This is a genomic window from Nocardia sputi (assembly GCF_023501985.1).
Genome location: NZ_JAMFLC010000005.1, coordinates 51,822 through 76,677 on the forward strand (window position 1 = coordinate 51,822; position 24,856 = coordinate 76,677).

Sequence of the window (24,856 nt, forward strand, 5' to 3'; positions counted from 1 at the left end):
GATCGAACCTCCTCCGGTCGGCAAGTGTCGGCCGGACCATCCGAATTGTCGTAGGCCCACCGCCGGACGTGCCGATGCGCACGGCGGCGTTGTATGGGAACCGCGGCGAGAAAGGTGTCTAGGTCGAACCATGACCATGACTGATCCGATCGCAGACTTCCTGACACGTCTGCGCAACGCCAACTCGGCGTACCACGATCAGGTGAAGGCTCCGCACTCGAAGCTCAAGGCGAACATCGCCGAGATCCTCAAGCGCGAGGGCTACATCGCCGATTACCGGACCGAGGACGCACAGGTGGGCAAGACGCTCATCGTCGACCTCAAGTACGGCCCGAGCCGTGAGCGCAGCCTCGCCGGCGTGCGCCGTGTCTCCAAGCCCGGTCTGCGCGTGTACGCGAAATCCACCAACCTGCCCAAGGTGCTCGGCGGCCTCGGCGTGGCGATCATCTCCACGTCCTCCGGCCTGTTGACCGACAAGCAGGCGGCCAAGCAGGGCGTGGGCGGCGAAGTCCTCGCCTACGTCTGGTAAGGGAGGTCAGGACAATGTCGCGTATTGGTAAGAAGCCCATCGCCATTCCGGCCGGCGTCGATGTCGCCATCGACGGCCAGGACATCTCGGTGAAGGGGCCCAAGGGCTCCCTCTCGCTCACCGTCGCCGAGCCGATCACCGTCGCCAAGGGCGAGGACGGCCAGCTCGAGGTCGTCCGTCCGGACGACGAGCGCCGCAGCCGCGCGCTGCACGGCCTGACCCGCACCCTCGTGTCGAACATGATCGTCGGTGTGACCCAGGGCTACGAGAAGAAGATGGAAATCTTCGGCGTCGGCTACCGCGTCGCGCTCAAGGGCCAGAACCTCGAGTTCGCCCTGGGCTACAGCCACCCGGTGCCGATCGAGGCGCCCGAGGGCATCACGTTCGCGGTGGAATCGCCCACCAAGTTCTCCGTGTCCGGAATCGACAAGCAGAAGGTCGGCCAGATTTCGGCGGTCATCCACGGCCTGCGCAAGCCCGACCCGTACAAGGGCAAGGGCATCCGCTACGCCGGCGAGGTCGTTCGCCGCAAGGTCGGAAAGACGGGTAAGTGATCATGGCGCAAACCGCAAACCAGAAGGCCAAGCGCATCCCCCTGGGCAAGGACGTGTCGACGCAGCGTCGCCTGTCGAAGACTCGCCGTCACTTCCGCCTGCGCAAGAAGGTGGAAGGGACCACCGAGCGTCCGCGCCTGGTGGTCAACCGCTCCTCGCGTCATCTGCACGCGCAGCTGGTCGACGACTCGGTCGGCAAGACCATCGCCGCCGCCTCGACCATCGAGGCCGACGTGCGCGCGCTCGACGGCGACAAGTCGGCCAAGAGCAAGAAGGTCGGCGCCCTACTGGCCGAGCGTGCCAAGGCCGCCGGTGTCGAGGCCGTCGTGTTCGACCGTGGTGGGCACGACTACCACGGCCGGATCGCCGCACTGGCCGATGCCGCTCGTGAAGGTGGGTTGAAATTCTGATGCGTAGCCTGCGGAGCATCCAGGAAACACAGCTGAGCGTTCAGCTGATCATGAACGGAAGGAACGTCTGATGCCGGGACGTCAGAGGCGTGACGGCGGAAGCGGACCCGCCGGACAGAATGGCAGCGCCCCCGAGGGCGGCCGCGGCGACCGTCGCGGTGGCGGCGACCGCCGGGGTGGCGGTGACCGCCGCGACAGCGCCGCCGAGAAGAACCAGCTCGAGCGGGTCGTCGCGATCAACCGCGTCTCCAAGGTCGTGAAGGGTGGTCGGCGCTTCAGCTTCACCGCCCTCGTGATCGTCGGCGACGGCAACGGTCTGGTCGGCGTCGGCTACGGCAAGGCCAAGGAAGTTCCCGCGGCCATCCAGAAGGGCGTCGAGGAGGCTCGCAAGAACTTCTTCCGCGTCCCGATGATCGGCTCCACCATCACGCACCCGGTTCAGGGTGAGGCGGCCGCCGGTGTGGTCATGCTGCGTCCGGCCTCGCCGGGTACCGGTGTGATCGCCGGTGGCGCGGCTCGTGCCGTGCTGGAATGCGCCGGTATCCATGACATTCTGGCGAAGTCGCTCGGCAGCGACAACGCCATCAACGTCGTGCACGCGACTGTCACTGCCCTCAAGCAGCTGCAGCGTCCCGAAGAGGTCGCGGCTCGCCGTGGCCTGCCGCTCGAGGACGTCGCTCCTGCCGGCATGCTGCGTGCGCGCGCTCAGGCTGCCGGAGGTGTCAAGTAATGGCAGATCTCAAGGTGACCCAGATCAAGAGTTCGATCGGCGCCAAGAAGAATCAGCGGGACAGCCTCAGGACCCTCGGTCTGCGCGGTATCCGCAAGACCGTGGTCCGCGAGGACAACGCCCAGAACCGCGGGCTGATCAACGTCGTGCGCCACCTCGTGACCGTTGAGGAGGTCTGACATGACCATCAAGTTGCATCACCTGCGTCCGGCTCCCGGATCCAAGACCGCGAAGACCCGCGTGGGTCGCGGTGAGGGCTCCAAGGGCAAGACCGCGGGCCGTGGTACCAAGGGCACCAAGGCGCGCAAGAACGTGCCTGCCGCCTTCGAGGGTGGGCAGATGCCGCTGCACATGCGGCTGCCCAAGCTCAAGGGCTTCACGAACCCGTTCCGCACGGAATACCAGGTCGTGAACGTCGGCGCGATCGCGAAGCTGTTCCCCGAGGGTGGCGAGGTCGGCAAGGCCGAGCTCGTGGCGGCCGGTGCGGTTCGCAAGAATCAGCTGGTCAAGGTCCTCGGCGATGGCGAGATCGGCGTCGCGGTCCAGGTGACCGTGGACAAGGTCACCGGTTCGGCGAAGGAGAAGATCACCGCCGCCGGTGGCACCGTCACCGAGCTGGGCTGACGGTACTCTGCATGACAGCGGCATCGGACGAGTGAAGGCTCGTCCGGTGCCACTGTTAGAGTTCAGTAAGTTGTCTGCCAGCCTCGTCGTGGTTTTCGGCGTCCCTTCTGTGTCGAGCAGGGACATCGCTGAACATCCATGTCATGACCATGTCGTTCGCCAGGAGGATCAGTGCTTTCCGCCTTCGTATCGGCCTTCCGGACTCCGGACTTACGGCGGAAGATTCTCTTCACGCTGGGGTTGGTCGCGTTGTACCGCGTCGGTGCCGCGCTGCCGTCCCCTGGCGTCGACTACCAGGCGGTCCAGGAGTGCATCGACTTGGTCTCCGGCGGTGAGTCCGCCGGAATCTACCAGCTGATCAACCTGTTCTCAGGTGGTGCGTTGCTGCAGCTGTCGGTCTTCGCGATCGGCATCATGCCCTACATCACCGCGAGCATCATCATCCAGCTGCTCACGGTCGTCATCCCGCGGTTCGAGGAACTGCGCAAGGAAGGCCAAGCCGGCCAGTCCAAGATGACGCAGTACACCAGATACCTGTCAATCGCGCTGGCGATCCTGCAAGCCACCGGCTTGGTCGCCCTGGCGGCCCGCGGCCAGTTGCTGCAGGGCTGCCAGCAGGACATCCTGGCCGACACCAGCATCTTCGGCATGATCATCATCGTGCTCGTGATGACCGCGGGCGCGGCGCTGGTGATGTGGTTCGGCGAGCAGATCACCGAGCGTGGCATCGGCAACGGCATGTCGCTGCTGATCTTCGCGGGCATCGCCGCTCGCATCCCGACCGAGGGCAAGGCGATCCTCGACAGCCGGGGCGGCTTGGTGTTCGCCCTGGTGTGCGTCGCCGCGCTGGCCGTCATCGCCGTCGTGGTCTATGTCGAGCAAGCGCAGCGCCGGATTCCGGTGCAGTACGCCAAGCGCGTGGTCGGCCGGAAGATGTATGGCGGCTCCTCGACCTATCTGCCGCTGAAGGTGAACCAGGCGGGTGTCATCCCGGTCATCTTCGCCTCGTCGCTGCTGTACCTGCCGAACCTGGTCGCGCAGCTGACGGGAGCGCAGAACAACCAGGATCCGAGCTGGTGGCAGGAGATGATCCAGAAATACCTGGTGAATCCGAGCAACCCGGTCTATATCGCGATCTACTTCGGTCTGATCGTGTTCTTCACCTACTTCTACGTCGCGATCACCTTCAACCCGGAGGAGCGCGCCGACGAGATGAAGAAGTTCGGTGGCTTCATCCCGGGCTACCGGCCCGGCAAGCCGACCGCCGACTACCTCAACTACGTCCTGAGCCGTATCACCCTCCCCGGCTCGATCTATCTCGGTCTGGTCGCCGTGCTGCCGAACGTGTTCCTCGACATCGGTTCCTCCGGTGGTGTCCAGAACCTTCCGTTCGGCGGTACCGCGGTGCTGATCATGGTGAGCGTCGGTTTGGACACGGTGAAGCAGATCGAGAGCCAGCTGATGAATCGAAATTACGAAGGGTTCCTCAAGTGAGAGTTGTACTGCTCGGTCCGCCGGGCGCCGGTAAAGGCACCCAGGCTGTCCTGCTGTCGGAGAAGCTGGGCGTTCCGCACATCTCCACCGGGGACCTGTTCCGTGCGAACATCAGCCAGCAGACCCCGCTGGGTCGTGAAGCGCAGAAGTACATGGACGCGGGCGACCTGGTGCCCAGCGACGTGACCAACCGGATGGTGGAGGCGCGGGTCAACGAGCCCGACGCCGCCAACGGGTTCGTACTGGACGGATACCCGCGCACGGTGGACCAGGCCGACGCGCTGGAGAAGATCCTTGAGGACATGAACACCAAGCTCGACGCGGTCCTGCGCTTCGTCGTGCCGGAGGACACCGTCGTGGCGCGGATGCTCTCGCGCGGTCGCGCCGACGACAACGAGAACGTCATCCGCAACCGGCTCCGGGTGTACCGCGAGGAGACCGAGCCGCTGCTGGATCACTACGACGGCTTGGTCGTCTCGGTCGACGGTGTCGGCGAGGTCGACGACGTCAACGCGCGGGCACTTCGCGCGCTGGGCCACTGAGCCGGCTCGTGATGGAGCACTGAGGCCGGATGGTCTTCAATCGCAAGAAGAAGGTCGTGCCGTTCCGCACGGCAGGTGAGCTGGATGCCATGGCGGCGGCCGGCGCGATCGTCGGCCACGCTCTGGTGGCCGTGCGTGCGGCAGCCAAACCCGGGGTGTCCACCCTGGAGCTGGACGAGGTCGCCGAGCAGGTGATCCGGGAGGCGGGCGCGGTGCCGTCCTTCAAGGGCTACCACGGCTTCCCCGCGTCCATCTGCGCGTCGGTGAACGATCGCGTGGTGCACGGGATTCCGACCTCCGAGGAGATCCTGGTCGAGGGCGATCTGGTGTCCATCGACTGCGGGGCGATCCTCGACGGCTGGCACGGTGATTCGGCCTGGACCTTCGGCGTCGGCACGATCATCGAGGCCGACCGGCTGCTCAGCGAGGCGACCAAGTCTTCGATGGAAGCGGGCATCGCGGCGATGGTGCCCGGCAACCGGCTGACCGACGTCTCGCACGCCATCGAGCAGGGCACCCGGGCCGCCGAGAAGGAACACGGGCGCGCCTACGGCATCGTCGACGGCTACGGTGGTCATGCCATCGGACGAGAGATGCACCTCGATCCCTTCCTCGCCAACGAGGGAGAACCGGGGAAGGGTCCGAAACTCGTGGTGGGGTCGGTGCTCGCGATCGAGCCGATGCTCACCCTCGGCACCACCCAGACCAAGGTGCTCGGCGACGACTGGACCGTGGTCACCGTGGACGGCAGCCGTGCGGCACATTGGGAGCACACGGTCGCCGTTACCGAGGACGGACCCCGGATCCTCACGCTGCGTCCGGAGTAGCACGGCCGTCGGGCGGCCCGACTCGGCGACACTGCGCGGCGAGGAAACGAGCCGCACCGACGCCAGGATTCCTGGTCGATCCCGCCAAGTGGCCGCGTGCCGGCACTATGCGCCGACACGGCCACCGGTCGATACCCGGCATTCGCCGGATCGGTGACGTCGTTCCTTGCACCCGCGTCCTGCGCGTCGAGCCGAAGCAGTGCGCTCGGGGCGGTGCCCGTGCGGGGTGGAAGGGTTACTCCTCCTTGGTTCGATACTGTTCTGAACGATGCCGTCAGCGTATGGCCGGGCAAGTGGCGGCGACGTGAGTAGGCCGCTACTCGAATTCGCTTGGCACGCGCCGCAGTTCGATGTGATCGCGTCGGCCGGCTGACTCTGCGACGGTGACGGCGACACCCGTGACCTGGGTGTTTCGTGTGCGTAGGTAGTCCGCTCGGTCCGCGGCGCGCGGCGTCGAAGTGACGATCGACAGATAAAATCCGCCTTCGGCTGTCTCCGGGCGATAGCGCGGACAACCCTTGATACGGCTTGAACGACCCGTTACTCGGGCGATATCACCGGTGTGTGCGATCGGGGTGTGGCCGTCGAAGGCTCGGCGGTGCGCCGATGCAGATGCGGGAACAGCAGCGTTCGAACTCCTGCTCCCGGAACAGCGGATGGCTGGGGGAGAGCTACTTGTCCGCTGGGTGGCTGGGGACCGTCCGGACTCCCCAGCCATCCACCATGCGGATGGGGAGCCGGGGCGGAAATTACGACGCGCCGGGAAGTCTCCGCACGCCCGCGCAGACCTCGGCGGCAAGGTCGTCGTAACCGACGGCCAGTTCCGCCAAGCGCTGCCAGGCATCCCACAGATCCCACTCCGAGGCGCTGGCCAGAGCCGCGTAGGCGTTCGCGGTGAACTGGGCGAGGCGGTCGATCACGGCGCCGACGGTCTCGGTGTGCACGTGCGCGGCGCCGTGCGCGGGCGGCAGTTGCACAGTGATCCAGCGGTCGATGTCGCGAATCAGGCTCGCTCGCAACGCATCTATCTCGTCGAGCGATTCGCAACCCGCGCTGAGTCTGCGCTCGTGCAGCGTGGTCAGTTCGTGCGCACTGCGCAGCAGTGGGTTGCTTTCGTGCAATTCGCCTCGGCAGGCTTGCAATACTTGATGTTTCGCGGGCAGGGCGGCACTGGTCGTCATCGCCGAACCGTTCTCGTGCAGGCCCGGACGGTGTCGATGATGGACGAGCCGGAAGGACGGAAACGGCTGCGCGGAGCGATGATCCAGTGTCGATAGCCCGCATCGGCATCGGCGGGTGAGGGCAAGGCGATCTCGCCGCCGCTGGGCACGATCGATACGTTCAAGCGGAACAGCTCCGCGAACAGCCGCACGTCGTCGGGTAGATCCGGGCGGGTCAAGAAGGTCCACCGTTTGGAACGCACGTGAGAGATGATCGGACCCATATCGATTCGGCGATGGGTGAGGTCGTCGCGAACTTGCTGCCCCAGCGCGGCGGGCATCGTGATCGCGCCGACGAAGCCGGCGCGCAGGACGATACGGCCGATATCCGGATGAACTCCGGCGGGCAGGTCGCAGGTGTGTCGATAGTAGGCGCATCGGGCGGTCGGGGTGTCCGCCAACGCCAGTTGGTCCATGAGGCCCTCGGGTAGCTTCGTGTGATTGTTTACAAGCCGCCCGGTCGGCGCTGCGGCAGCGATGCTGTGATCCGGAGCACCGTGCGGGCGTTGTCTCAGTAGAGCACTCCATGGAACAAATCAAACATTCCGTTCAATTAGTTCTCGAGAAATTCGTTCGCCCGCTGGTTACCGGTGGGTGCGGTAACCAGCGTGGTCCGGTGCGCGGCCACGCGTTCACTTCGGCGTACATATTTCCTGGTCAAATGACCTATGCGGATGCGAGAGCGGAAACCTCGGGCATTTTGTTCACCGCCACCGCGACCATGGGCGCTACCTTGCCGCAAATCGATCCCGCGCCAGGGGCATCCCTACCGCGGCTCAGGGCGTGGTGCGGAAGAACAGCACTCGGTCGCCGTGCTCGGACAGTGGCGTGTGCACACTGATCTGGCGCAGCCCGCTGTCCGGCAGATAGGTGAGGTTGGCGAACACCTTCGTGTTGCCGAAGGCCGCGCGCAGTTTGGATTCGGTCGCCCGGTCGGGGTTGTAGAGGGCCAGCATCTCGAAGTTCAGTGGTGCGAGCGGTTTGTCGAGGGGAGCCTGCCCGGCCGGACGTCCGAGCGCGGCGTACTGGGTGGCCGCGCCGTGCTCGTACCAGCACAGTTCGTAGGCGACGTTCTCCGTGACCGTGATGGCCGCGACCGGCCAGTCCTGGGAGAGTCGCAGCGCCAGGGGATTCTTCGCAACCGGCGTCAGCTCCCAGTTCAGGCTCAGGACCGTCACCCAGCCGCCGTAGGGCTGGTCGATCAGCACGATGTCGTCGCCCAGGGTGGTCGAGGTGTTCAGTTCGGGTTCGCGGGTCTTCCAGTTCGACTCGTGGGTGCCGAAGTAGCTCTCGCGATCGAGCGGGTAGGCGTCATCGACGGCATAGGCGGCGATGATCGCGGCGCGCACCTGGGCGATGGCGTCGCGTTCCGGTAGATACACGCTCAGCGCGCCGAAGGTGGAGCCGATCTGCACGGGCATCGCGGGCTGATCCTGCTCGGCGCCCGGCGCGAGCGGCCGCAGGCCGACCAGGGCCAGCTTCCAGTTGATCTCCTCGACGGTCGACAGGTCGCCGGAGGACTTGAACATGACCTGCTGCTGGGTCAGGCGACCCGCCTGTTCCAGCGTGCGGCAGCCCAGTTCGAGCAACGCTCGGTGCGACTTCGGGGTGAGGTCCAGGTCCTGGATGCCGCACGCGCGCAACCGGATCGACATGGTGGTCGAGGTCAACGCGGCGTACCGCTCCCGGTACATGGCGATGGCCTGCTTGCGCGAACGGCCGACCATGAGCGTCCGCAGCAGCGTGCTCAGGCTGGCCAGGTATTTGCCGGACAGCTCCGGGTTCGCCGCGGCCAGGGAGGCGCGGATGCGGGCCGCCTCCTCGGTCGCGGCGACCGCTGCGTCCTGATCCAGCCTGCCCAGCCAAACCCCGCATTTGGACAATCCGTCGGCGCACGGGCCCGCGACCTCGGGATGCGCTCGCGCCACTTGACGGTAGACGTCACAGGCGCGCCGGATCGTCGTGGTCGCCAGCTCTCTGCGGCCGCTGTGCCGTGCCGCCTGCTCGAACGAGCGCAGCGCGTCGTTCAACTCGCCGGCGAGACGGGCGGTCAGCACTTGGCCCCGGGACAGCAGGCGCAGGCGGATCGCCACCGCTTCTTCGGCGGGCGCCAGCGCCTCCCTCGTGCGGTCGCGCGTGGAGCCGTTGGTCTTGGTGGCGATCAATCCCTTGGCGAGTTCGCCGAGGGAGGTGGCCAAGCGCAATTCGGACTCGACCGTACGGTCGAGCGCCGCATACCGATCCGCAGCGATCTGACGCTCCATCGCGTCCAGATCCATCGCGCTCCTCGTTTCCAGCATGATCCTCCGCCAACGCGCGGCAACCGCGCAACGCAACCGTCTGCGCACCGAGTTTGTCATGGTTGCCGCCCGCGCGCACCTGTATCCGGCCAGGCAGACAGGGCCGTGCGGCGGGCGGCCACCCACGGGTCGGCCCGTGCCGGACGAGAAGGCATGATCGAGGGCTGTGCGAGCCCTATTACAGCGCGTGAGCTCGGCGCAGGTAACCGTCGACGGCCAGGTCGTCGGCCGTATCGACCCGGCGGCCGACGGGGTCCCGCACGGCTTGGCCGCCCTGGTCGGCGTGACGCACTCCGACACCGAGGAGACCGCGAAGGCATTGGCCGACAAAGTGTGGCGGCTGCGCATCCTCGACGGCGAGCGATCGGCGGCGGATCTGCGCGCGCCGATTCTGGTGGTCAGCCAGTTCACGCTGTACGCCGACACCAGCAAGGGGAGGCGCCCGTCCTGGTCGGCGGCCGCCCCACGGGCGATCGCCGAGCCCCTCGTCGACCTCTTCGCACACACGTTGCGCGAATTCGGAGCGACGGTCGCCACCGGACGGTTCGGTGCGCACATGCACATCGACTTGGTGAACGATGGCCCGGTCACCCTCATGCTGGAGATGTGAGCGGTCGCTACCGGAAATCGTTGGCAGCGGCTGGATCCGATGACCTGCGCCGCGGTCGACCGGGAACGCAGTCTGTCCGCAAACGCCGAGGAAGATCCCGTTCACGTTGACGTCACCGGTGATTAGTCATCCGGTGTTACCGTGGGTGGGAAGGAATCGAGGGTGGAGGAGCGGACGCGATGGCGGACAATGTCGAATTCGATGAGCATCTGTTCCGCAAGGCGGCCCAGAAGACGGGGCATGTCCAGGACCGGGTGACCGGCATCATCGACAGGTTGAGCACGTCGATCGCCTCGCGCGGAAACTGCTGGGGCAACGACACCATCGGCCGCACCTTCGCCAACGGTCCTGACGGCCAAGGCGGTTACACCACCGCCCGCGACAACCTGATCAAGGGCGGACGCAACGTGGCGGGGACATTCGGCAACTTCAGCGAAGGACAGAGGAAGACGGCCGACCTGCTGCGGGACATGGAGCAGGGCAACCGCGACGGCGTGCGGTGATGCGGGGCCCCCGATGACGAACGAGCAAGTCAAGTCGGACTTGGCCGAGATCCTCGACGGTGTCCAGGAACAGATGCGGATCATCGCCCGGTTGCAGCAGGAGCGCGCCGAACTCACCGGCCGCGCGACGGTGCGCGGCAAGCGGGTGACGGTGGTCGTGAACGCCGACAACACGGTCATCGATACCCAGTTCGGCGCGAACATCGAGGACCTGAGCTATGCCGAGATCGCCAAGGCGATCACCGAGGCCGCGCAGCAAGCCAGCGCCGATGTGGCCCGCAAGACCCGAGACCTCATGGCGCCCCTCGATACTCACCGCGCACGAATGCCGAAGTTGTCCGATCTGGTCGAGGGCATGCCCGACCTGCGGGCACCGGAACCGGTCCCCGCCCCGACGGCGCCGCCGAACGCCCGTGAACGCAGGGATTTCTCAGACGGCAGCGGCATGCGTTTCACCGACACCGAGACCGTAGAACGCGATCGTGGTGGATCGGTCACCGATTCGAGCTGGTGAACTCGGTAGCCGCACCGGGCGATCGAGGTAACCGGCCATGGCTATCGAGCTGCCCGCGGCACTGAAGTACCTCGAGCCGATCGTCGGCATGGAGTGGCCCGAGGGCAACGAGGACCAGATGTGGGCCTTGGGCGGTGACTGGCGTACCGCCGCGAGCGAGTTGCGCTCGGTGATCCCCGACATCGAGGCGGCCAAGAGCGCCTCGACGACCGCGTATCCGTCAGGTGACGGTTACGAGGAAATGGTCAAGGCCTTCGACAGCTTCCTGCAATTCAGCGGAAGCAACCCGCAAGACGACCAGACGCTGGCGAAGCTGGCCGACTACTTCAAGGAGATCGGCGACTCGGCCTACGACGTCGGCACCGAGATCGAGTACGGCAAGTTGATGTACTGGTCCTCGCTGGCGTTGCTCGCGGCCGAGCTGGCGGCCTCGTTCTTCTCCGGTCCGTTCAAGCCCGCGGTGGACGCGGCGGCGATCGCGCTCACCAGGATCGCGGTCCGCATCATCGGTCAGCGGTTGGTGCAGGCGGTGATCCAGCGGGTCGGGCGGATCGTCGCGAACCGGTTCGTGAATTTCCTGCTCCGGCATGTCGCGATCGACACGATCCTCGGCACCATGCAGGAACTGGGGGTGCAGGCCTACCAGGTGGAGCAGGGGCACCGCAAGAACATCAACGTCGAACAGGTCATCGTGACCGCCGTCAGCTCCGCGGCGGGCGGTGCGGCGGCCGGACCGCTGGCCGAACGGGTCGGCAACGCGCTGACCCGGAAGTTCGGCCCGGAATTCAATCCGTATCTGCACGGCGCGATCACCGGGACGACGGCGGGATTGGCGGGGGCCGGAGCGGGTTTCGTGGCCGCGACCGCGACTCAGTTCGGGTTCGACGTGGCCACGGACGGGTTGGACAAGGCGCTGCAGAACCTGGGGAACACGCCGGTCGACTGGCGGATGTTCACCGCCGGCGCCTCCAACGGCGCCATGACCAGCGTGACCAAGGTCGGTTCCGCTCAGATGTGGAACAAGCTGATGCCGACCACGATGAGTCGTCCCGACCTGGGAACCCGGCTGGACAGTCTCTTCGCCGACGTGGGGCCACGCGTGGGTTTCCGGCCCGATGGCGCGGGAACGCCCGGAGCGGGTGACGGCAGCGGCCTGGCTCCCGGTGCTGGGACACCCGACCTCGCGGGTGGGTCGAACAATCCGGGGGGATCGAACGGTGCGGGTGCGCCGCGCGCCGGGATGCCCGCCGCCGGGAACAGCAGCAACACAGCGACGAGCCCCGCGAACTCGGATACGTCACGCTCCGGCGCAGCCGACGATACCGCTGCCACTGGTGGAGACCAGGTGTCGAGCGCCGACTCCAATGGGGCGCGGCAGGACGGCAATCAGGCCGGGCGCGACGGTGGGTCCACCACGGCGACATCGACATCCGGTGATCAGGGTTCCTCCGGCGAGCGTGCGTCGTCGGGGGAGCGAACATCGTCAGGCGAGCAGTCCTCGTCGAGTGAGCAGTCCTCCTCGGGGGAGCGGTCCACATCGGCGGAGCAGTCCTCGTCCGGGGAGCGGTCCACGTCCGACACCGGGGCGGGACTCGCCGACGAAGGAAAGCAAGACCGCGGGGCAGGCGCCGATCGTTCTGAGGAATCCAATATTGCTGCGGGACAACAGAACAGCGCCGTGTCGGGGGATCCGGCGGGTACGCAGCGCGGCACCGTCGATGGCGTGCAGAGCCCGGAGACACGGTCGCTGTCGGACGCGCCGACGCCGAGCGCGACGCCGGTCGCGGGCACCCCGCTGACCGGCCCGGCGGCCACACCGCCCACCGGGCCGACCACTGCGAGCGTGCCACCGTCCAGCAATGTGGCGCCGGGAACGGCGGCGTCGCCCGCTTCGCCCGGATCGAGCGACGCGCGGCCCGCGCCGGCCGCGGATCCGCGCGGCCAGGCCGCCGCGCCGGACAGCGACGCGGGTCGCAAGGCGCCCTCCGACAGGGTCCGGGCCGGGGTCGCGGATCGCGGCTCACGTTCGGGCGGCGACGAGCCCGCCGTGCGGGCGGGCAAGGCCGACTCCGAGGCGCCGCGCGCCGAGGGTGAGTCCCGCCAGGACGGGCAGACGCGTCGAGAAGGGGATACGCGCAGCGACGGTGGGACGCGCCAGGCGGGTGCGGACCGACCCGAGGACGAGACTTCGCGATCCCGCGCCACTCCGGAATCCGACGACGGCCGACGCGACAGCGCCGAACCACTCGTGCTGCCGCTCGCCGGTGAAACCGGCGAGTCCAGAACCGCGCGCCGCCCGGGTCCCGACACCGATGGTCCGGCTCGCAGGAACTCGGACGACACCTCCCGGAACGATCCGGAATCCGATGCTCCGCGACAAGATTCGAGGAACCGCGGGGAGTGCGCCCGGCTCTCACTCGAGGAGATCCAGCAGGCCACCGGAAGCAACACCATCCGGCCACCGGACGAGCCGGTCGGCGAGCGCGGCATGTCGCTGCGTGACATCCAGCAGGCTGCGGGTGGCCGCCTGTGGGACTACCCGGACGGCGGACCCGACCAGCCTCGCCACCAAGGCATCGCCGACGAACTGCTGCGAATGGCCGCTGGGATGGATCCGCGCGATATCGCCGAAGGCCGTGGGCCGCGCGCCCTGGTGGTGGACGAATACGTCGGCCCGGTGGACGAGCACGGGGTCGGCGCCCATGCCTATACCCTGACCGTGCGCATGGATCCGGACACCGGCGAATTCCACATCGAGGTGTCCGATCCGGCGGCGGGAAGCCGCAGAGGGTTCCCGCCCGACCTGCCGATGGACGTCCGCACGGTGTCGGCGATCCTGTTCGACGGTGCGGGAAACGCGTTGCGGCCCAGCGGATCCGACCCGCGAGTGCGTCCGACCGACGACCGCCCGATCTACAACCCCGACGGCGAGATCGCCGGTCGGAGCGGCGACGAATCGCCGAAGCGGTTACAGGCACGGATGCGGGCCGAGATGGCCGACATGCGCGCCCGAGGAGAGGCCGAGCGCGCGCGGCGCCTGCGCGACCTGCTGGGCCGCATCGACGACGCGGATCTACCGGAAGGAGTGTCGAGGCGGTCGCTGCGGGTCAGGGCCGCGCAGGCGGAATGGCATGCCCGCGAGTTCCGCAAGAACGCCGACACGTGGTGGCGGGTTGCGGGCGGCAGACCCCCGGACGATGCCCGGATACCGCCGCGTTCGCCTGCGGACCCTGCGCCGGCTTCGGAACCTTCTCGCGTCGGTTCGAACCCATCGGACCCGGCACGGATTCCGCGGGGCGATCGCGATCCGGACGCCGAGGACGAGGCTCGGCGGCCATCCGATCCGACGACCCCGCCGCGCGACGCGGACGACGCAGCGCCGGCGCCGGAGGATCGGAGGGTGGCGCCACCGGCCCGCGACGGTGCGCAGCACGATGACGCGGCACAGACCTCGCACGACCCCACACCCGACGAGACGCCGGATTTCCTCGGTGAATCCGACGACGTCGAGGAGCGATTGGAGCGCGGAGCGGACGACGATGTTCCGGCCGGCATGTTCCGCGACGCCGACGGGCTGCTGCACAAGTTCGGCGATCGTCCCGACTCCTACCGTGATCCGGACGGCACGTGGCACCACGAGGACGACGGTCCGGGCACCTACCGCGACGACAGCTTCCGGTTGCGCAACGCGCAGAACAATGAGTACATCTCCGATCATCTGACGAAGCGGCCGTACCGGTTCCTGGCCGATCCCGGCCCCGAGCGTGCGTACCCGGTGGTCGACGAGGTGATCGCCGAGCAGATCGCGAAGGCGGTCACCGAGCGCAAGACGTTGCAGGCGCAACGCGACGCGGCCAATGCCGCGGTCAAGCGTCATATGGCGGAGTTCGGGATCGAAGAGATCAGCGACCTCGCCGAGAACCAACTCGCCAAGCGGGTGGAGAGTCTCGAGATCGAGATCCTGGAGTCGGAACTCTCCGACGACGAGAAGCAAGCGAAACTGGATCGTCTCGGCGCGATGGAGCGCAACGCCGCGGAGTTCAACCGGCTGGGTCCGCCGCTGGTGAAGGCGTCGAAGACACTCGGCGAACTGGGCGGCAGGGCATTCGCGCTCGATGCGGATCAGCGGCCGGGTGCGGTGCTGCTGGCCCCCTTCGAGGGCGCGATCGATGGTGCGGACACCGTCGACATCGCGGTGCTGGTCCCTGGTGCGGACGGCGGGCCGCCGAGGCTGGTGGTGATCGAGGCCAAGGGCGTCGGTTCGCAGCTCGGTGGCTCCAAAACGGCCGAAGCGCAGCAGGGTTCGCCGGAGTATCTGCGCCGCACGGCCGCGATCGATAAGAATCTGCGGCGGATCCTGACCGAGACGCCCGAGGAGATGGCCGCGCGCGGTGTCGATCCGGACAGTGCGGCGGGCCGCGCCCTGCTGCGGGCACGTGAGCAACTGCTCCAGGCGCACCGGGACGGGACGCTCGAGGTGGAATACCACCTCGTGCACGTCTCCAAGAACGGGCACGTCACCGCCAGCCAGTTCAATCTCGAACGTGACGGTGTGCTGGTGCGCATCGACGTCATCGGCGGGATCGAATCGCCCGCGCTGGTGCGAACACCGGATCAGGCGACACCCGCCGACGCACCGGCACGCGCTGCCGACGACTCGGCGCTTCCGCCGCAAAGCGACAACGGTGATGCCGCGTCCGCTCGGCAGCTGCTCGGCGTGCCGGGCGAGGACGAATGGTCGCCCCTGAGTCCGGAGGAGGTCGGCGAGCGGCTGCGGGAGCACCTGCGCGACGCGATGGACGATCCCGGATTCGAGGTCTTCGGGTTCGACCTGCCCGGTCTCGATCCCGAGGTGGTGCGGGAGTACGCCAGGGCGATGGTCGATCTGTTCGACCGGTACCCCACCGTGGACCTGCGCAGTGTCGGCATCGGCGGGCTGCCGCCCAAGGTGATCGGCATGGCGCAACCGCGGCTGGATGCCTCGGGGCGCATGTTCACCGACTCGATCGTTCTCAGTTACGACCACGCGACCAGCGCGCAGACCTTCCGGGATCGGATGCAGGCCGGTGTCGACAACGGCCGGTTCTCCTCGGAAGTGTTGCGCCGTCCGGTGCGGGCCGTCGTAGCGCACGAGTACGGTCACGCCCTGGACTACGCGAGTCAGCAGAGTGCGCGGCATCGAGCCGAGGAATTCCTGTACGAGCGCTATCTGGACGACGGCACCCGCATCCCCGGTCTCGGTTTCGAGGACTGGCTCGACCAGCTCAGCGGTCACAGCTTCGACCGCGACGGCGACCTGCGGCCGGAAGAGGCGCTGCCAGAGGCGTTCGCCCACGAGGTGCTGCGTCGTGACGACGACGATGCCGACCCGCTCAGCGCCCCGGCGCGCGCGCTCAACGACCTGCTGACCCAGCTGGCCGCCAACCCGCCGGACACCGCCGAGACGCCCCTATCGCTGGAACCCGACCACCTGGGTCCGCCGGCGGATGAATCCCCAGCGCGCGGTGGGGCGAAGAAACCACCGGACGGTTCGGACGGTGTGCCGGAGCCGGGTGATCGAAAAGTGGCGTCGCTGGACCGCGACGGCCCGGACGACAGCCCCGAGCCTCCGGAAACCGGGACGGCCGATGGCGGGGCGAACAAGCCACCCGCCGATCCGCCCGCCCGTACCCCGGACGAACCGAATGACGGCGGCGACGACCGCGACGAGGAGTCGGCGGCGAACGACACCACCCCGATCGCTCCGGAGCACGCTACGGCTGGGCATCGGCCCGAGGGCACGGACGAGCCGGGCGACGCTGACACCGCGCAACCCGTCTCCGGTGACGGCGGCGCCGGGAAGCCCCCCGCCACACCGCCTTCGGCAGACGAGCCCGGTGACGAGCCGGGCCCGCGGTCGGACTGGTACTTCCGGATGCGGATCGAACAGGCCGACTGGGAGGCGGACATGGCGGCCGACCATGCCGCCTGGCTGCGCGAGCTGGCCGACGCCCGCCCAGACGACCCGTGGTCGCGATTGCGCGCCGAACAGGCGGAATGGAATGCCCGCATGGCCGCCGATCGCGCGGCCTGGCTGCGGCTGGTGGAGGCCGAGAACGACACATGGTCCGCCGCCGTCGAGGCGGATCGGTTGCGGCGCGCCGCCGACGCCGACCGTGACGATCCGTGGGCCGAACTCCGCGCGCAACAGGCGGAGTGGAACGCCCGGATGGCGGAGGACCGGGCACAGTGGCTGCGCAGGCTCTACACGCCTATCGGGACCGCGTCACAAGACGATTCGGGGGTGGGCACACCGGACTCCGGTTCGCCGGCGCGTCCCGGTTCCGTGTCCTCGGCCGACGCACCCGCCGTCGCACCGGAAGCGGGCGCAACGCCGCGCGCGGCGGACGAGTCGCGCACCGGCGACGTCGATGCGGCCGAGGACCCGCGCGACCGGATGTCGCCCGAGATCCGTGCGGAATACGACCGGCTCGCGGCCGAACTCGAGCAGGCACAAGCGCGGCGAGCCGAACTGCGGCAGCGTCGCGACGACCTCGCGTCCCGGTTCCCGATCGATGACGCCGACGACTGGGCGGCCCTACGACCCGCACCCGACGGACTGGACCGGACGCTGGAGGACCTGCGCGGCCGGACCATGCCGGTCACCGAGATGCCGGAGCGGCTCGCCCGGATCGACGAGCTGGAACAGGCCGCGCGGGACTTCGCCGAGGCCGACGCCGAAGCCGCCCGCCTGGAGACGGAACTGGCGAACCTGGAGCTGTCCACCACGCCGCTGGCCCGATACGACCAGCTCGTCCAGCAGCGCCAGACACTGACTCGCGAACGCGAATTCTGGCGCGCCAAGCGCGACGACAGGGCCGCGCGCTGCGACCGCTGGGGCGAAAACGTCCGCTTGGAGGACTCGGCGCTGCGCGGTGATCAACTGGAAACCACGATCCTCCAGCTGTACGAGGCGGCCAACGTCCGGACCATCGACGACCTGGGCGGCCTCGACGACGCGCCGCACACCGACCGGGTCGCGGCGCCGCCGCTGGAGGCCGAGCACCGCAGGCAGGTGATCGGGAAGCTCGCGGCCGCCGCCGAGCGGGTCAACCAGCTCGACGAGCAGATCGAGCAGGTAGACCAGCAGATCGCCGATCTGCGCCAGGCCGGCGTCGGAACGGAACGGTCTCGCCCGCAGGACGTGATCGACGCGCTGGAAGAACTGGCGCAGGCCAGGGCCGACGCGCTGCGCGAGATCAAGCCGCGCAGGCACGAGCGCGACGACCTCGCCGCCCGTCTCGGCCTGCTGGACGAGCAGGGACGGGTCGACCAAACGGCCGGTGAGCCGGACCGGCTGGACCGGACCGTGGCCGACCTGCGCGCGGCGGTGCGGGACGGGGTCGCCGACGGAACGCTGTCCGGCGAGGATGCCGCCGCCCGCCGCCGGGACATCGCCGCACTCGACGCCGTCGCGCGGGAGGTGAACACCGCGCACAACGCGATCGGCCGCATCCAGGACGACATGGCCAGGGTGGCGGGCGCGTACCGCGACCTCGTCGAGCGCAGCGGCGGCCGGATGGTGACGGATCGAGTCGGCATCGTCGACGGTGAGCGACCTCGCGTCATCGTGCTCGGTCCCCGGCCCGACCCGGACGCGCCGCGCGCCGACCACGACGCCGCCCTGGCCGCCGCCCTGCGCCGCAGCTCTGATGTGGCGCAGGCGATCGTGCGGCCGGAGACCACGGTCGAATACCGGCGGGTGCTCGCCGACCGCGAGGACAACGTGCGGGCGGAGGAGATGGACCCGCCCGAGATCGAACGGTTGAGCACCGGTTGGGTCGGTGGCCGCCGCCTGGACATCACCTCCTGGCGCGACGCCGACGGCGTGTGGCACCACGTCGATCCGACCCGTCCGGACTGGGAGTTCGGGCGCGACCGGTCCGAGCTGCCCAAGAAGTTCACGCCGAAGGATCCGCCGGACGGTGTCAGCGGGTGGGCGATGGAAGATGTCGTCAACGACATCACGCTGCCGACCGACGACGTCCCGGCGGGCAAAGTCCCGGAAAGCACTCTGCCGGTGCACATGCCGCAGGCGCCGTCGCAGTATGACACCTCGGGCGTCGACCCGAACGACCTGTTCAGCCAGCACTGGGGCGCGGATTCGTACAACGTGGTGCGCCTGCTGTTGATGGCGGCCCAGGTGCCGAAGCATCCGGCGGTGAAGGCGTGGATCCAGCGTCATCCGGAGATCGGCGAGTGGGTGCGGGCGCGGCCGTGGCTACAGCACCTGCCGCCGTTCGGCACGGTGTTCCGCGACTACGCGTGGTTCGCCCCGCCGCGGCGCAACATTCAGCCGATGCACCGGCCGTGGATCGCGGCCGACCATGTGCCGCCGGGTGACCGGGTCGACATCCCGGCGGGCTTGCAGCGCGAGTGGGACCGCGACATCGCGGCCTGGCAGCGGGTACAAGACTGGGCGGACGCGGAATACCAGCGGTTCCTCGCCGACGACAGCGACCTCGACGGGATCGCAGACGGCATCGACAGACATCGGCGCGCCGAGCAGGAAACGCGGGCACGCGAGGTGGTCGACATCGTCGCGCGGCAGCTGGTCCTGCGGCAGCCGGGCATCGACCCGCTCGGCGACGTGAACGCCCAGCTGTCGCGCATCCAAGACGAGATCGACCGAGTGGCGGGCGAAGTCGCGGACCGGTTCGCCGCCGAGGATCCCGAGGCCGTCCGCGACACGATCGAGGACATCCGCGAACTGCTCGCCGGCGGTAGCGATCCCGAACAGCTCGCGGCCGCGCTCGCCGAGCACATGCGCGACGACGTGCCGACGTTCACGCGCGAGGAACTGGCGCGGATCAAGAACCACCTGATGGCCGACGAGCACCGGGTTCGCGACCACGCCGACCCGCACGGCCGGTATGTGCGCACGAGGATGGATCGCCTCGCCGATGTCGCCGAGGCGTGGAACCGCCTGATCGACGGGGCTCCGCTGCCCCAGGACTTCGTGCTGCTCAACGACATGCTGGCCGAGGCGCGTTTCCTCGCCGACAATCCCGGGGCGACCTGGCAGCAAGCCAATGCCCACGCGATCGCGCTCGGGTTCCACTGGGACGCCGACCGCCCGCCGCTGACCGGATGGCGCGCGGGCATCCCGTACGCTCCGGCTCCTCTTCCGCCGAACCCGGGTTACCTGCCGCCCGCGCCGGGTGCGCTGGGCGCGCCGCGTCCGCAGGGGCCGACCGGTGGCCCCGTGGAAGGTCCCGGAGGTGGCGGCGGCCGCCCGCGGGAGGAGCCGTCGCGTCCGCGGGAGGAGGCCGAGTCCTCGGCGCCGCAGCCGAGTGCAGACGGCGGCGCGCGGAAACCACCGGAGGACCCGCCAGCCGCGCGGCGTCAGGACGAGCCCGACGACTCCGGCGACGGCGAGCAGGCCGTGCCGGAGGAGTCCGGGGGCCGCGAGCGTCTGCCGGAGCTGCCGCCTGGCATCGCGCGTCCGGACGAGCCCGGGTTACCGCCGTCGTCTTCCGCGCGAGACGATGCCCACCGGGTGCTCGCCGAGCTCGACGCGCTACACCGTCGCATCGACCAGCAGCTCGATGATCTGCTGCGCCGGGCGAGTTCCGACCTGGACCGGATGCAGCAGCGCGCTCTGGACCGTCTCGCCGACATCGAAGCCGAGGTCACCGAACGGTTCGACGAGCTGTCCGCGCGGCTGCGCCCGGACCAGGCCGCGTCCGAAGGCTCAGCGCCGCCGCTCGGATCACCCGCGGCTCGCCTCGGCGCGGAGCCGGATGACCGGGCCGAGGCGGCGCTGGAGCGCATCCGCACGCAGTTCGATGAAGCGGCCCGCCGCACCGACCGACAGTTCGACGAGCTGCTCCGCGACACGCTCGCCCAGCTCGACGGGGTCGCGGCGGATCTCGATCAGCGCTTCGACGCCGCCGTCTCCCGGCTCGACCAGCTCGCCGCCGGAACGGACGATGCGGCCCACCCCTCTTCCGAGGCGCAGGCGCTGGACGATTTGCACGAGCGCCTGATAGCCGAGCTGGACGAGATCCACCGCCGCGCCATGGACCGGCTCGCCGGACTCGAACGCGAACTTGCCGGATCATCCACTCCCGACCCGGTCGATCTCGACGCACCACCCGCGCCGTCGCGGCCACTTACGGCCGGGCACCCCGGCGCGGGTACGCGCGTCGGCGACCCGGCGTCGCCGACAGCGGTTCGCGGTACCGAGGAATCGGCGCGTGCAGGAAGAGACGTCGATCGCCTGTCCAGGCAACGGGGTTCGGCAGCGCGGGAGTTGGCTGATGCGCAGGCGAATCTCGCGGAGGCTCGGCGTGGTCTGGTGGTGAACGATGCGGATTTGACGCGGGATGCGTTTGATGACGCGCTCGACGATTTACGCGGGCGCACGATGCGGGTCGACGAGCAGCAGCAATGGCAGGAGCGGGTTGCGGAGCTGGAGCGTGCCGCGCGGCGGGTCTTCGATGCCGAGGAGTCGCCCCGCGCCGATGCCGAACAGGAGCGCCTGTCCGCCCAGCGGGATGCCGCGGCGCGAGCGTTGACCGATGCCCAAACTGACTTGGTTGCGGCTCGGCGGGGTTTGCCGGTCGACGACGAGGATTTGGCGCGGGATGCGTTGGATGACGCGCTGGCCGGTTTGCGTGGGCGCACGATGCGGGTCGATGAACAAGGGCCGTGGCAGCAGCGGGTTGCGGAGCTGGAGCGTGCGGCACGGCGGGTGTTCGGTGCCGAGGACGAACTCGCCCGGGCTGAAGACGCGGTGCGTCGGGCTGATCACGCAACGGGGCTACTTTCGAACGATCAGAGCGGCACAGCGGTTTCGCGTGGAGCGGATGGTGAGGTCGGGGAGTCGGCGTATGCCGAAGCCGATGCCGAGCTGGGACGCTCGATCGCCCAACGGGACGCGGCGGCGCGAGCGTTGACCGAAGCGCAAGCTGACTTGGTTGCGGCTCGGCGGGGTTTGCCGGTCGACGACGAGGATTTGGCGCGGGATGCGTTGGATGACGCGCTGGCCGGTTTGCGTGGGCGCACGATGCGGGTGGATGAGCAGGGGCCGTGGCAGCGGCGGATTGCGGAGTTGGAGCGTGTCGCGCGTCAGGTTTTCGATGCCGAGGACGAGCTCGCGCGGGCTGAAGACGCGGTGCGCGAGGCTGATCGGACAAGGTCTGTGCAACGTTCGGCACAGGAAGGACAGCCGGGTTCTCGGGCGCGCCGAGATGGCGGGGAACCGGATGTAGAGATGCCGCGTCCGGAGAGCGAGGGCGACCAGGACCCGCCCGAGGGTGGGGTTCGCGCGAGCCGTGACGGTGACCAGCACTCGCCGGAGGGTAGGGCTCGGTCGAGCCGAGACGGTGATTCGGAGCCGCCCGAGGATTCATCGGGTCCGGCTACGGCGCGCCCCCACTGGATGCCGCCGAATTGGGCGCTGCGCTCACACATTCCGCACCCGCCGAAGGACTACGAGTTCGAGATGCCGGGCCCCTTCCACAACGAGGTGGAGCCGTGGCCTGTCCCGATGCCGCAGCCGCCGCAACCTCCGAGGCCGCCCCAGCCGCCGACATCACAGGTGCCTTCTCAGCCGCCGGTTCCGCCGCAGCCGCCGGTTCCGCCGCAGCCGCCGGTTCCGCCGACGCCGCCGGTCCCGCCGCAGCCGCCGGTTCCGCCGACGCCTCCGGTCCCACCCCAGCCGCCGGTTCCGCCGACGCCGCCGGTCCCGCCGACACCTCCCGTCCCGCCTGTTCCGCCGGTTCCGCCGACGCCACCGGAGCCGCCGACGCCTCCGGTCCCACCGGCACCTCCCGGCCCGCCTACACCTGGCCAGCCGACCTCGCCGTACCCGCCGGTGCCGCCAGGACCTCTACCGCCGTACCCGTCGGTGCCGCCAGAGTCACCGCCCTCGTACCCGTCGGCACCGCCCTCGTACCCGTCGATGCCGGCTCCGGAGCCATCCGTTCCGCCCTATCCAGGACCATCCGCACCGCCGTATCCGCCGTCGCTCCCGGGTTGGCCCGGTCACTCGAACGGCCCGTGTCATCCCGACGGCACGGTCCCGCCGATGCCACCGGGTATGCCGGTGCCCCCGATCCCGCCCGGCATGCCGCCGCCACCGGCGGGCGGTAGCCGACGGACCAACGGCCGCGGGCCGCACGGAAACGGGCACAGCCAGGATTCGGCACGGGCTCTCTTCGTCCGCCCGTTCGCGGGCTTCGGTGTGCCCGCCGAGTTCGACCCGACGACCGGCGCGTTGCGTGCCAACCCGTCCGAGGCGAGCGGGCACAGCGGCGTCTACGGTGAACTCGGCGGGGTCTCGGTGGTGTTCTATCGGCACGGCGGCAAGCTCGCGCTGCGTGTCGGTCATCGCACTGTCGACCTCGACGGGCCCGTCGAGGTCGAATGGGGCACCGTCGGGTGGCGGACCACCCGCTTCGCGGTGGTCGTCGGTGGTGTCGTCTTCTGCGAGCTGACCTATCGCTCGGTGCCGGAAGAGATGGACATCGGCGCGCTGGTCCGAGCCGTGGTGGCCGACCCCTTGCGACGCACCGAGATCTTCGCCGGATGACCGGAAGCCGACGATGCGGAAAGGTAACCATCGACGTGAGGAGGAATGATGCGTATCGACCATCCGACCGATGACGAACTGCGGGAGAATTTCGACGAAATGCTCCGCTCCGTGCTGACCGGCGGTGGCATCCGCACGGAGACCGGTCTCGACATGAAGACCGAGGACGCGCTGTGGGCGATCGCCCGCGCGTATCCCGACGTGCCGGACGCGCTGGTCGACATTGCGCGCGCGGCCTTCGCCGGCCAGCTCGACGGCTCGAATGCCCGCGAGCGCAAGGAGGCGCTGGCCCGCAAGATCGAGGAGCTCAACCGGCGTCGGCAGGCGCGGTGATCGGCCGGTGGTCACCGATGTCACGACCTAAGGTGGGCCCATGACCGAATGGCGCGCGTTGACAGACAGTGAAATCGTCGACCTGGCCGTCGGCCTGCGGGCGCTGGACGCCTCCCAGCCGATGGACGCGATACCGCGCCTGGCGGAGTCTTTCGGCTGGAAAGTGCTGACCGTCCATCCGGACCGGGCGATGCTGGACGCCGGATTCGGGATGGCCAGCGGCAAGATCCATGGGCGTTCGGGCTCGATCGCCGACATCAAGTTGCGCGTCACCGATTTCGCCCCGAACGACGCGGAGGGGCAGGCCCGTTCGAGGGACGCATTCGTGGCGATGGTCGCGGCCTTGACCGGCGCTCTCGGTGAACCGACCGCTCGGATCCCCGGCCCCACCGCCGAGGTCCGTTGGGCGGGGCCGGAAGCGACTTTGGTGCTGGAGGATCTGGGACGATCGGTTCAGCTGTCCCTGGTGGCCAACTATTGGCTGAAGCTGCACGATCAGGCCGTCGAGTTGGAGGGGCAGGAACAGAGTTGAGCGGGTGGGGAGACCTTGCCGCAGGCCTGGCCGCGGAACTCGCCTCCCTGCGCGCGGGTTCCATCGTCAAGCTGGTTGAAACAGAGACAGGGGCGCGGCGGCGATACGCCCAATTCCTACAGCTCGACGACGCGCTCTCGGCCGAGTTGGTCGATGACGAATGGCTCGACCCCGCCTTGCGCGCCGGTGCCACGGGACGCGCGCTGATCGCCGATTCGGGTTGGCGGGCACGCGATGCCGACCACAGCAACTGGTGGGCCGAGCTGCCCTGGCCGAGTTCCTCGGCCGATTACCAGCGGCTGGCCGACATGGTCGTCACCGGGTTGCGCGACGGGTTCGGCATCCGAGCGCCCAGCGTCCTGGCCTACACCGCATGGAATGAACGCTTGGAAAATCGCAAGCTGGACCTGCCGCTGCTGGGCCTGCGGCAGGAGCCCTGACGCGCGCCGCGCGCGAACCGGCGCTGTGCCAGGATGAACGACGAACCAGGACGAACACAGCTCAGGCATCGTGGCGTGCGCGCCTGCTCCGATGCGGTAGATGAGGGGATTTCCGCG

Annotated in this window: 19 protein-coding genes; 16 read left to right on the plus strand and 3 right to left on the minus strand. The window is 68.8% G+C overall.

Features of this window, described 5'->3' with window-relative positions; genetic code table 11:
- Positions 1–130 precede the first annotated feature (130 nt).
- The 9 genes from rpsH to map all read left to right on the plus strand — a co-directional run bounded on the left by rpsH (position 131) and on the right by map (position 5,710).
- A complete protein-coding gene (gene rpsH / locus M8859_RS09480) occupies positions 131–529 on the plus strand; it encodes a 30S ribosomal protein S8 (RefSeq protein ID WP_039795549.1) in 399 nt (132 codons plus the stop codon).
- 14 nt (positions 530–543) lie between these two features.
- Entirely contained in the window at positions 544–1,083 is a 540-nt protein-coding gene (gene rplF, locus M8859_RS09485) for a 50S ribosomal protein L6 (RefSeq protein ID WP_159922818.1), read from the plus strand.
- Between the two features lie 2 nt (positions 1,084–1,085).
- Positions 1,086–1,493 (plus strand): 50S ribosomal protein L18, encoded by a 408-nt coding sequence (gene rplR / locus M8859_RS09490; RefSeq protein ID WP_159922820.1) that lies wholly within the window; start codon positions 1,086–1,088, stop codon positions 1,491–1,493.
- A 70-nt stretch (positions 1,494–1,563) separates the two neighbouring features.
- Positions 1,564–2,223: a 30S ribosomal protein S5 gene (gene rpsE / locus M8859_RS09495; RefSeq protein ID WP_159922822.1), complete on the plus strand. Its 660-nt coding sequence runs from the start codon at positions 1,564–1,566 to the stop codon at positions 2,221–2,223.
- Entirely contained in the window at positions 2,223–2,402 is a 180-nt protein-coding gene (gene rpmD, locus M8859_RS09500; RefSeq protein WP_039795559.1) for a 50S ribosomal protein L30, read from the plus strand. Before rpsE ends, rpmD begins: the two co-directional genes overlap by 1 nt.
- Position 2,403: 1 nt before the next feature.
- Positions 2,404–2,847, plus strand: a complete 444-nt coding sequence (rplO, locus tag M8859_RS09505) for a 50S ribosomal protein L15 (RefSeq protein ID WP_195139484.1) — start codon at positions 2,404–2,406, stop codon at positions 2,845–2,847.
- A gap of 171 nt (positions 2,848–3,018) precedes the next feature.
- The gene (secY, locus tag M8859_RS09510; RefSeq protein ID WP_249644115.1) at positions 3,019–4,341 is read left to right on the plus strand and encodes a preprotein translocase subunit SecY; all 1,323 of its coding nucleotides are present in this window, start codon (positions 3,019–3,021) and stop codon (positions 4,339–4,341) included.
- The gene (locus M8859_RS09515) at positions 4,338–4,883 is read left to right on the plus strand and encodes an adenylate kinase (protein ID WP_159922828.1); all 546 of its coding nucleotides are present in this window, start codon (positions 4,338–4,340) and stop codon (positions 4,881–4,883) included. Before secY ends, M8859_RS09515 begins: the two co-directional genes overlap by 4 nt.
- Before the next feature lie 29 nt (positions 4,884–4,912).
- A complete protein-coding gene (gene map / locus M8859_RS09520; protein ID WP_249644116.1) occupies positions 4,913–5,710 on the plus strand; it encodes a type I methionyl aminopeptidase in 798 nt (265 codons plus the stop codon).
- Between the two features lie 749 nt (positions 5,711–6,459).
- Here the strand turns inward: map and M8859_RS09525 are convergent.
- The 3 genes from M8859_RS09525 to M8859_RS09535 all read right to left on the minus strand — a co-directional run bounded on the left by M8859_RS09525 (position 6,460) and on the right by M8859_RS09535 (position 9,230).
- Complete coding sequence (locus M8859_RS09525) at positions 6,460–6,891, minus strand: DUF4254 domain-containing protein (RefSeq protein ID WP_159922832.1); 432 nt, start codon at positions 6,889–6,891, stop codon at positions 6,460–6,462.
- Positions 6,888–7,346 (minus strand): DNA-directed RNA polymerase subunit beta, encoded by a 459-nt coding sequence (locus M8859_RS09530; protein ID WP_159922834.1) that lies wholly within the window; start codon positions 7,344–7,346, stop codon positions 6,888–6,890. Before M8859_RS09530 ends, M8859_RS09525 begins: the two co-directional genes overlap by 4 nt.
- Positions 7,347–7,706: 360 nt before the next feature.
- Positions 7,707–9,230, minus strand: a complete 1,524-nt coding sequence (locus M8859_RS09535) for a hypothetical protein (RefSeq protein WP_223518775.1) — start codon at positions 9,228–9,230, stop codon at positions 7,707–7,709.
- A 166-nt stretch (positions 9,231–9,396) separates the two neighbouring features.
- Between M8859_RS09535 and dtd the strand changes: the two genes are divergently transcribed.
- The 7 genes from dtd (at position 9,397) to M8859_RS09570 (ending at position 24,739) form a co-directional block, all read left to right on the plus strand.
- On the plus strand, positions 9,397–9,840 hold the full coding sequence (gene dtd / locus M8859_RS09540; RefSeq protein ID WP_249644117.1) for a D-aminoacyl-tRNA deacylase: 444 nt from the start codon (positions 9,397–9,399) through the stop codon (positions 9,838–9,840).
- A 179-nt stretch (positions 9,841–10,019) separates the two neighbouring features.
- A complete protein-coding gene (locus M8859_RS09545; RefSeq protein ID WP_249644118.1) occupies positions 10,020–10,343 on the plus strand; it encodes a hypothetical protein in 324 nt (107 codons plus the stop codon).
- Positions 10,344–10,356: 13 nt separating this feature from the next.
- Positions 10,357–10,857 (plus strand): YbaB/EbfC family nucleoid-associated protein, encoded by a 501-nt coding sequence (locus M8859_RS09550; RefSeq protein ID WP_249644119.1) that lies wholly within the window; start codon positions 10,357–10,359, stop codon positions 10,855–10,857.
- A gap of 37 nt (positions 10,858–10,894) precedes the next feature.
- Positions 10,895–23,434, plus strand: a complete 12,540-nt coding sequence (locus M8859_RS09555; protein ID WP_249644180.1) for a WXG100-like domain-containing protein — start codon at positions 10,895–10,897, stop codon at positions 23,432–23,434.
- Between the two features lie 48 nt (positions 23,435–23,482).
- Positions 23,483–23,767, plus strand: a complete 285-nt coding sequence (locus M8859_RS09560; protein WP_159923184.1) for a hypothetical protein — start codon at positions 23,483–23,485, stop codon at positions 23,765–23,767.
- Positions 23,768–23,807: 40 nt separating this feature from the next.
- Complete coding sequence (locus tag M8859_RS09565) at positions 23,808–24,299, plus strand: DUF6301 family protein (protein ID WP_159922864.1); 492 nt, start codon at positions 23,808–23,810, stop codon at positions 24,297–24,299.
- The gene (locus M8859_RS09570; RefSeq protein WP_159922866.1) at positions 24,296–24,739 is read left to right on the plus strand and encodes a TY-Chap domain-containing protein; all 444 of its coding nucleotides are present in this window, start codon (positions 24,296–24,298) and stop codon (positions 24,737–24,739) included. The genes M8859_RS09565 and M8859_RS09570 overlap by 4 nt, the downstream gene beginning before the upstream one ends.
- Positions 24,740–24,856 lie beyond the last annotated feature (117 nt).

Coding starts and splice junctions, on each gene's coding strand:
- M8859_RS09555 (WP_249644180.1), top strand. CDS start 10,895: ATGGCTATCGAGCTGCCCGCGGCACTGAAGTACCTCGAGCCGATCGTC.
- rplO (WP_195139484.1), top strand. CDS start 2,404: ATGACCATCAAGTTGCATCACCTGCGTCCGGCTCCCGGATCCAAGACC.
- rpmD (WP_039795559.1), top strand. CDS start 2,223: ATGGCAGATCTCAAGGTGACCCAGATCAAGAGTTCGATCGGCGCCAAG.
- M8859_RS09550 (WP_249644119.1), top strand. CDS start 10,357: ATGACGAACGAGCAAGTCAAGTCGGACTTGGCCGAGATCCTCGACGGT.
- rpsH (WP_039795549.1), top strand. CDS start 131: ATGACCATGACTGATCCGATCGCAGACTTCCTGACACGTCTGCGCAAC.
- M8859_RS09560 (WP_159923184.1), top strand. CDS start 23,483: ATGCGTATCGACCATCCGACCGATGACGAACTGCGGGAGAATTTCGAC.
- rplR (WP_159922820.1), top strand. CDS start 1,086: ATGGCGCAAACCGCAAACCAGAAGGCCAAGCGCATCCCCCTGGGCAAG.
- M8859_RS09545 (WP_249644118.1), top strand. CDS start 10,020: ATGGCGGACAATGTCGAATTCGATGAGCATCTGTTCCGCAAGGCGGCC.
- rpsE (WP_159922822.1), top strand. CDS start 1,564: ATGCCGGGACGTCAGAGGCGTGACGGCGGAAGCGGACCCGCCGGACAG.
- rplF (WP_159922818.1), top strand. CDS start 544: ATGTCGCGTATTGGTAAGAAGCCCATCGCCATTCCGGCCGGCGTCGAT.
- M8859_RS09525 (WP_159922832.1), bottom strand. CDS start 6,891: ATGACGACCAGTGCCGCCCTGCCCGCGAAACATCAAGTATTGCAAGCC.
- M8859_RS09535 (WP_223518775.1), bottom strand. CDS start 9,230: ATGCTGGAAACGAGGAGCGCGATGGATCTGGACGCGATGGAGCGTCAG.
- map (WP_249644116.1), top strand. CDS start 4,913: ATGGTCTTCAATCGCAAGAAGAAGGTCGTGCCGTTCCGCACGGCAGGT.
- M8859_RS09565 (WP_159922864.1), top strand. CDS start 23,808: ATGACCGAATGGCGCGCGTTGACAGACAGTGAAATCGTCGACCTGGCC.
- M8859_RS09530 (WP_159922834.1), bottom strand. CDS start 7,346: ATGGACCAACTGGCGTTGGCGGACACCCCGACCGCCCGATGCGCCTAC.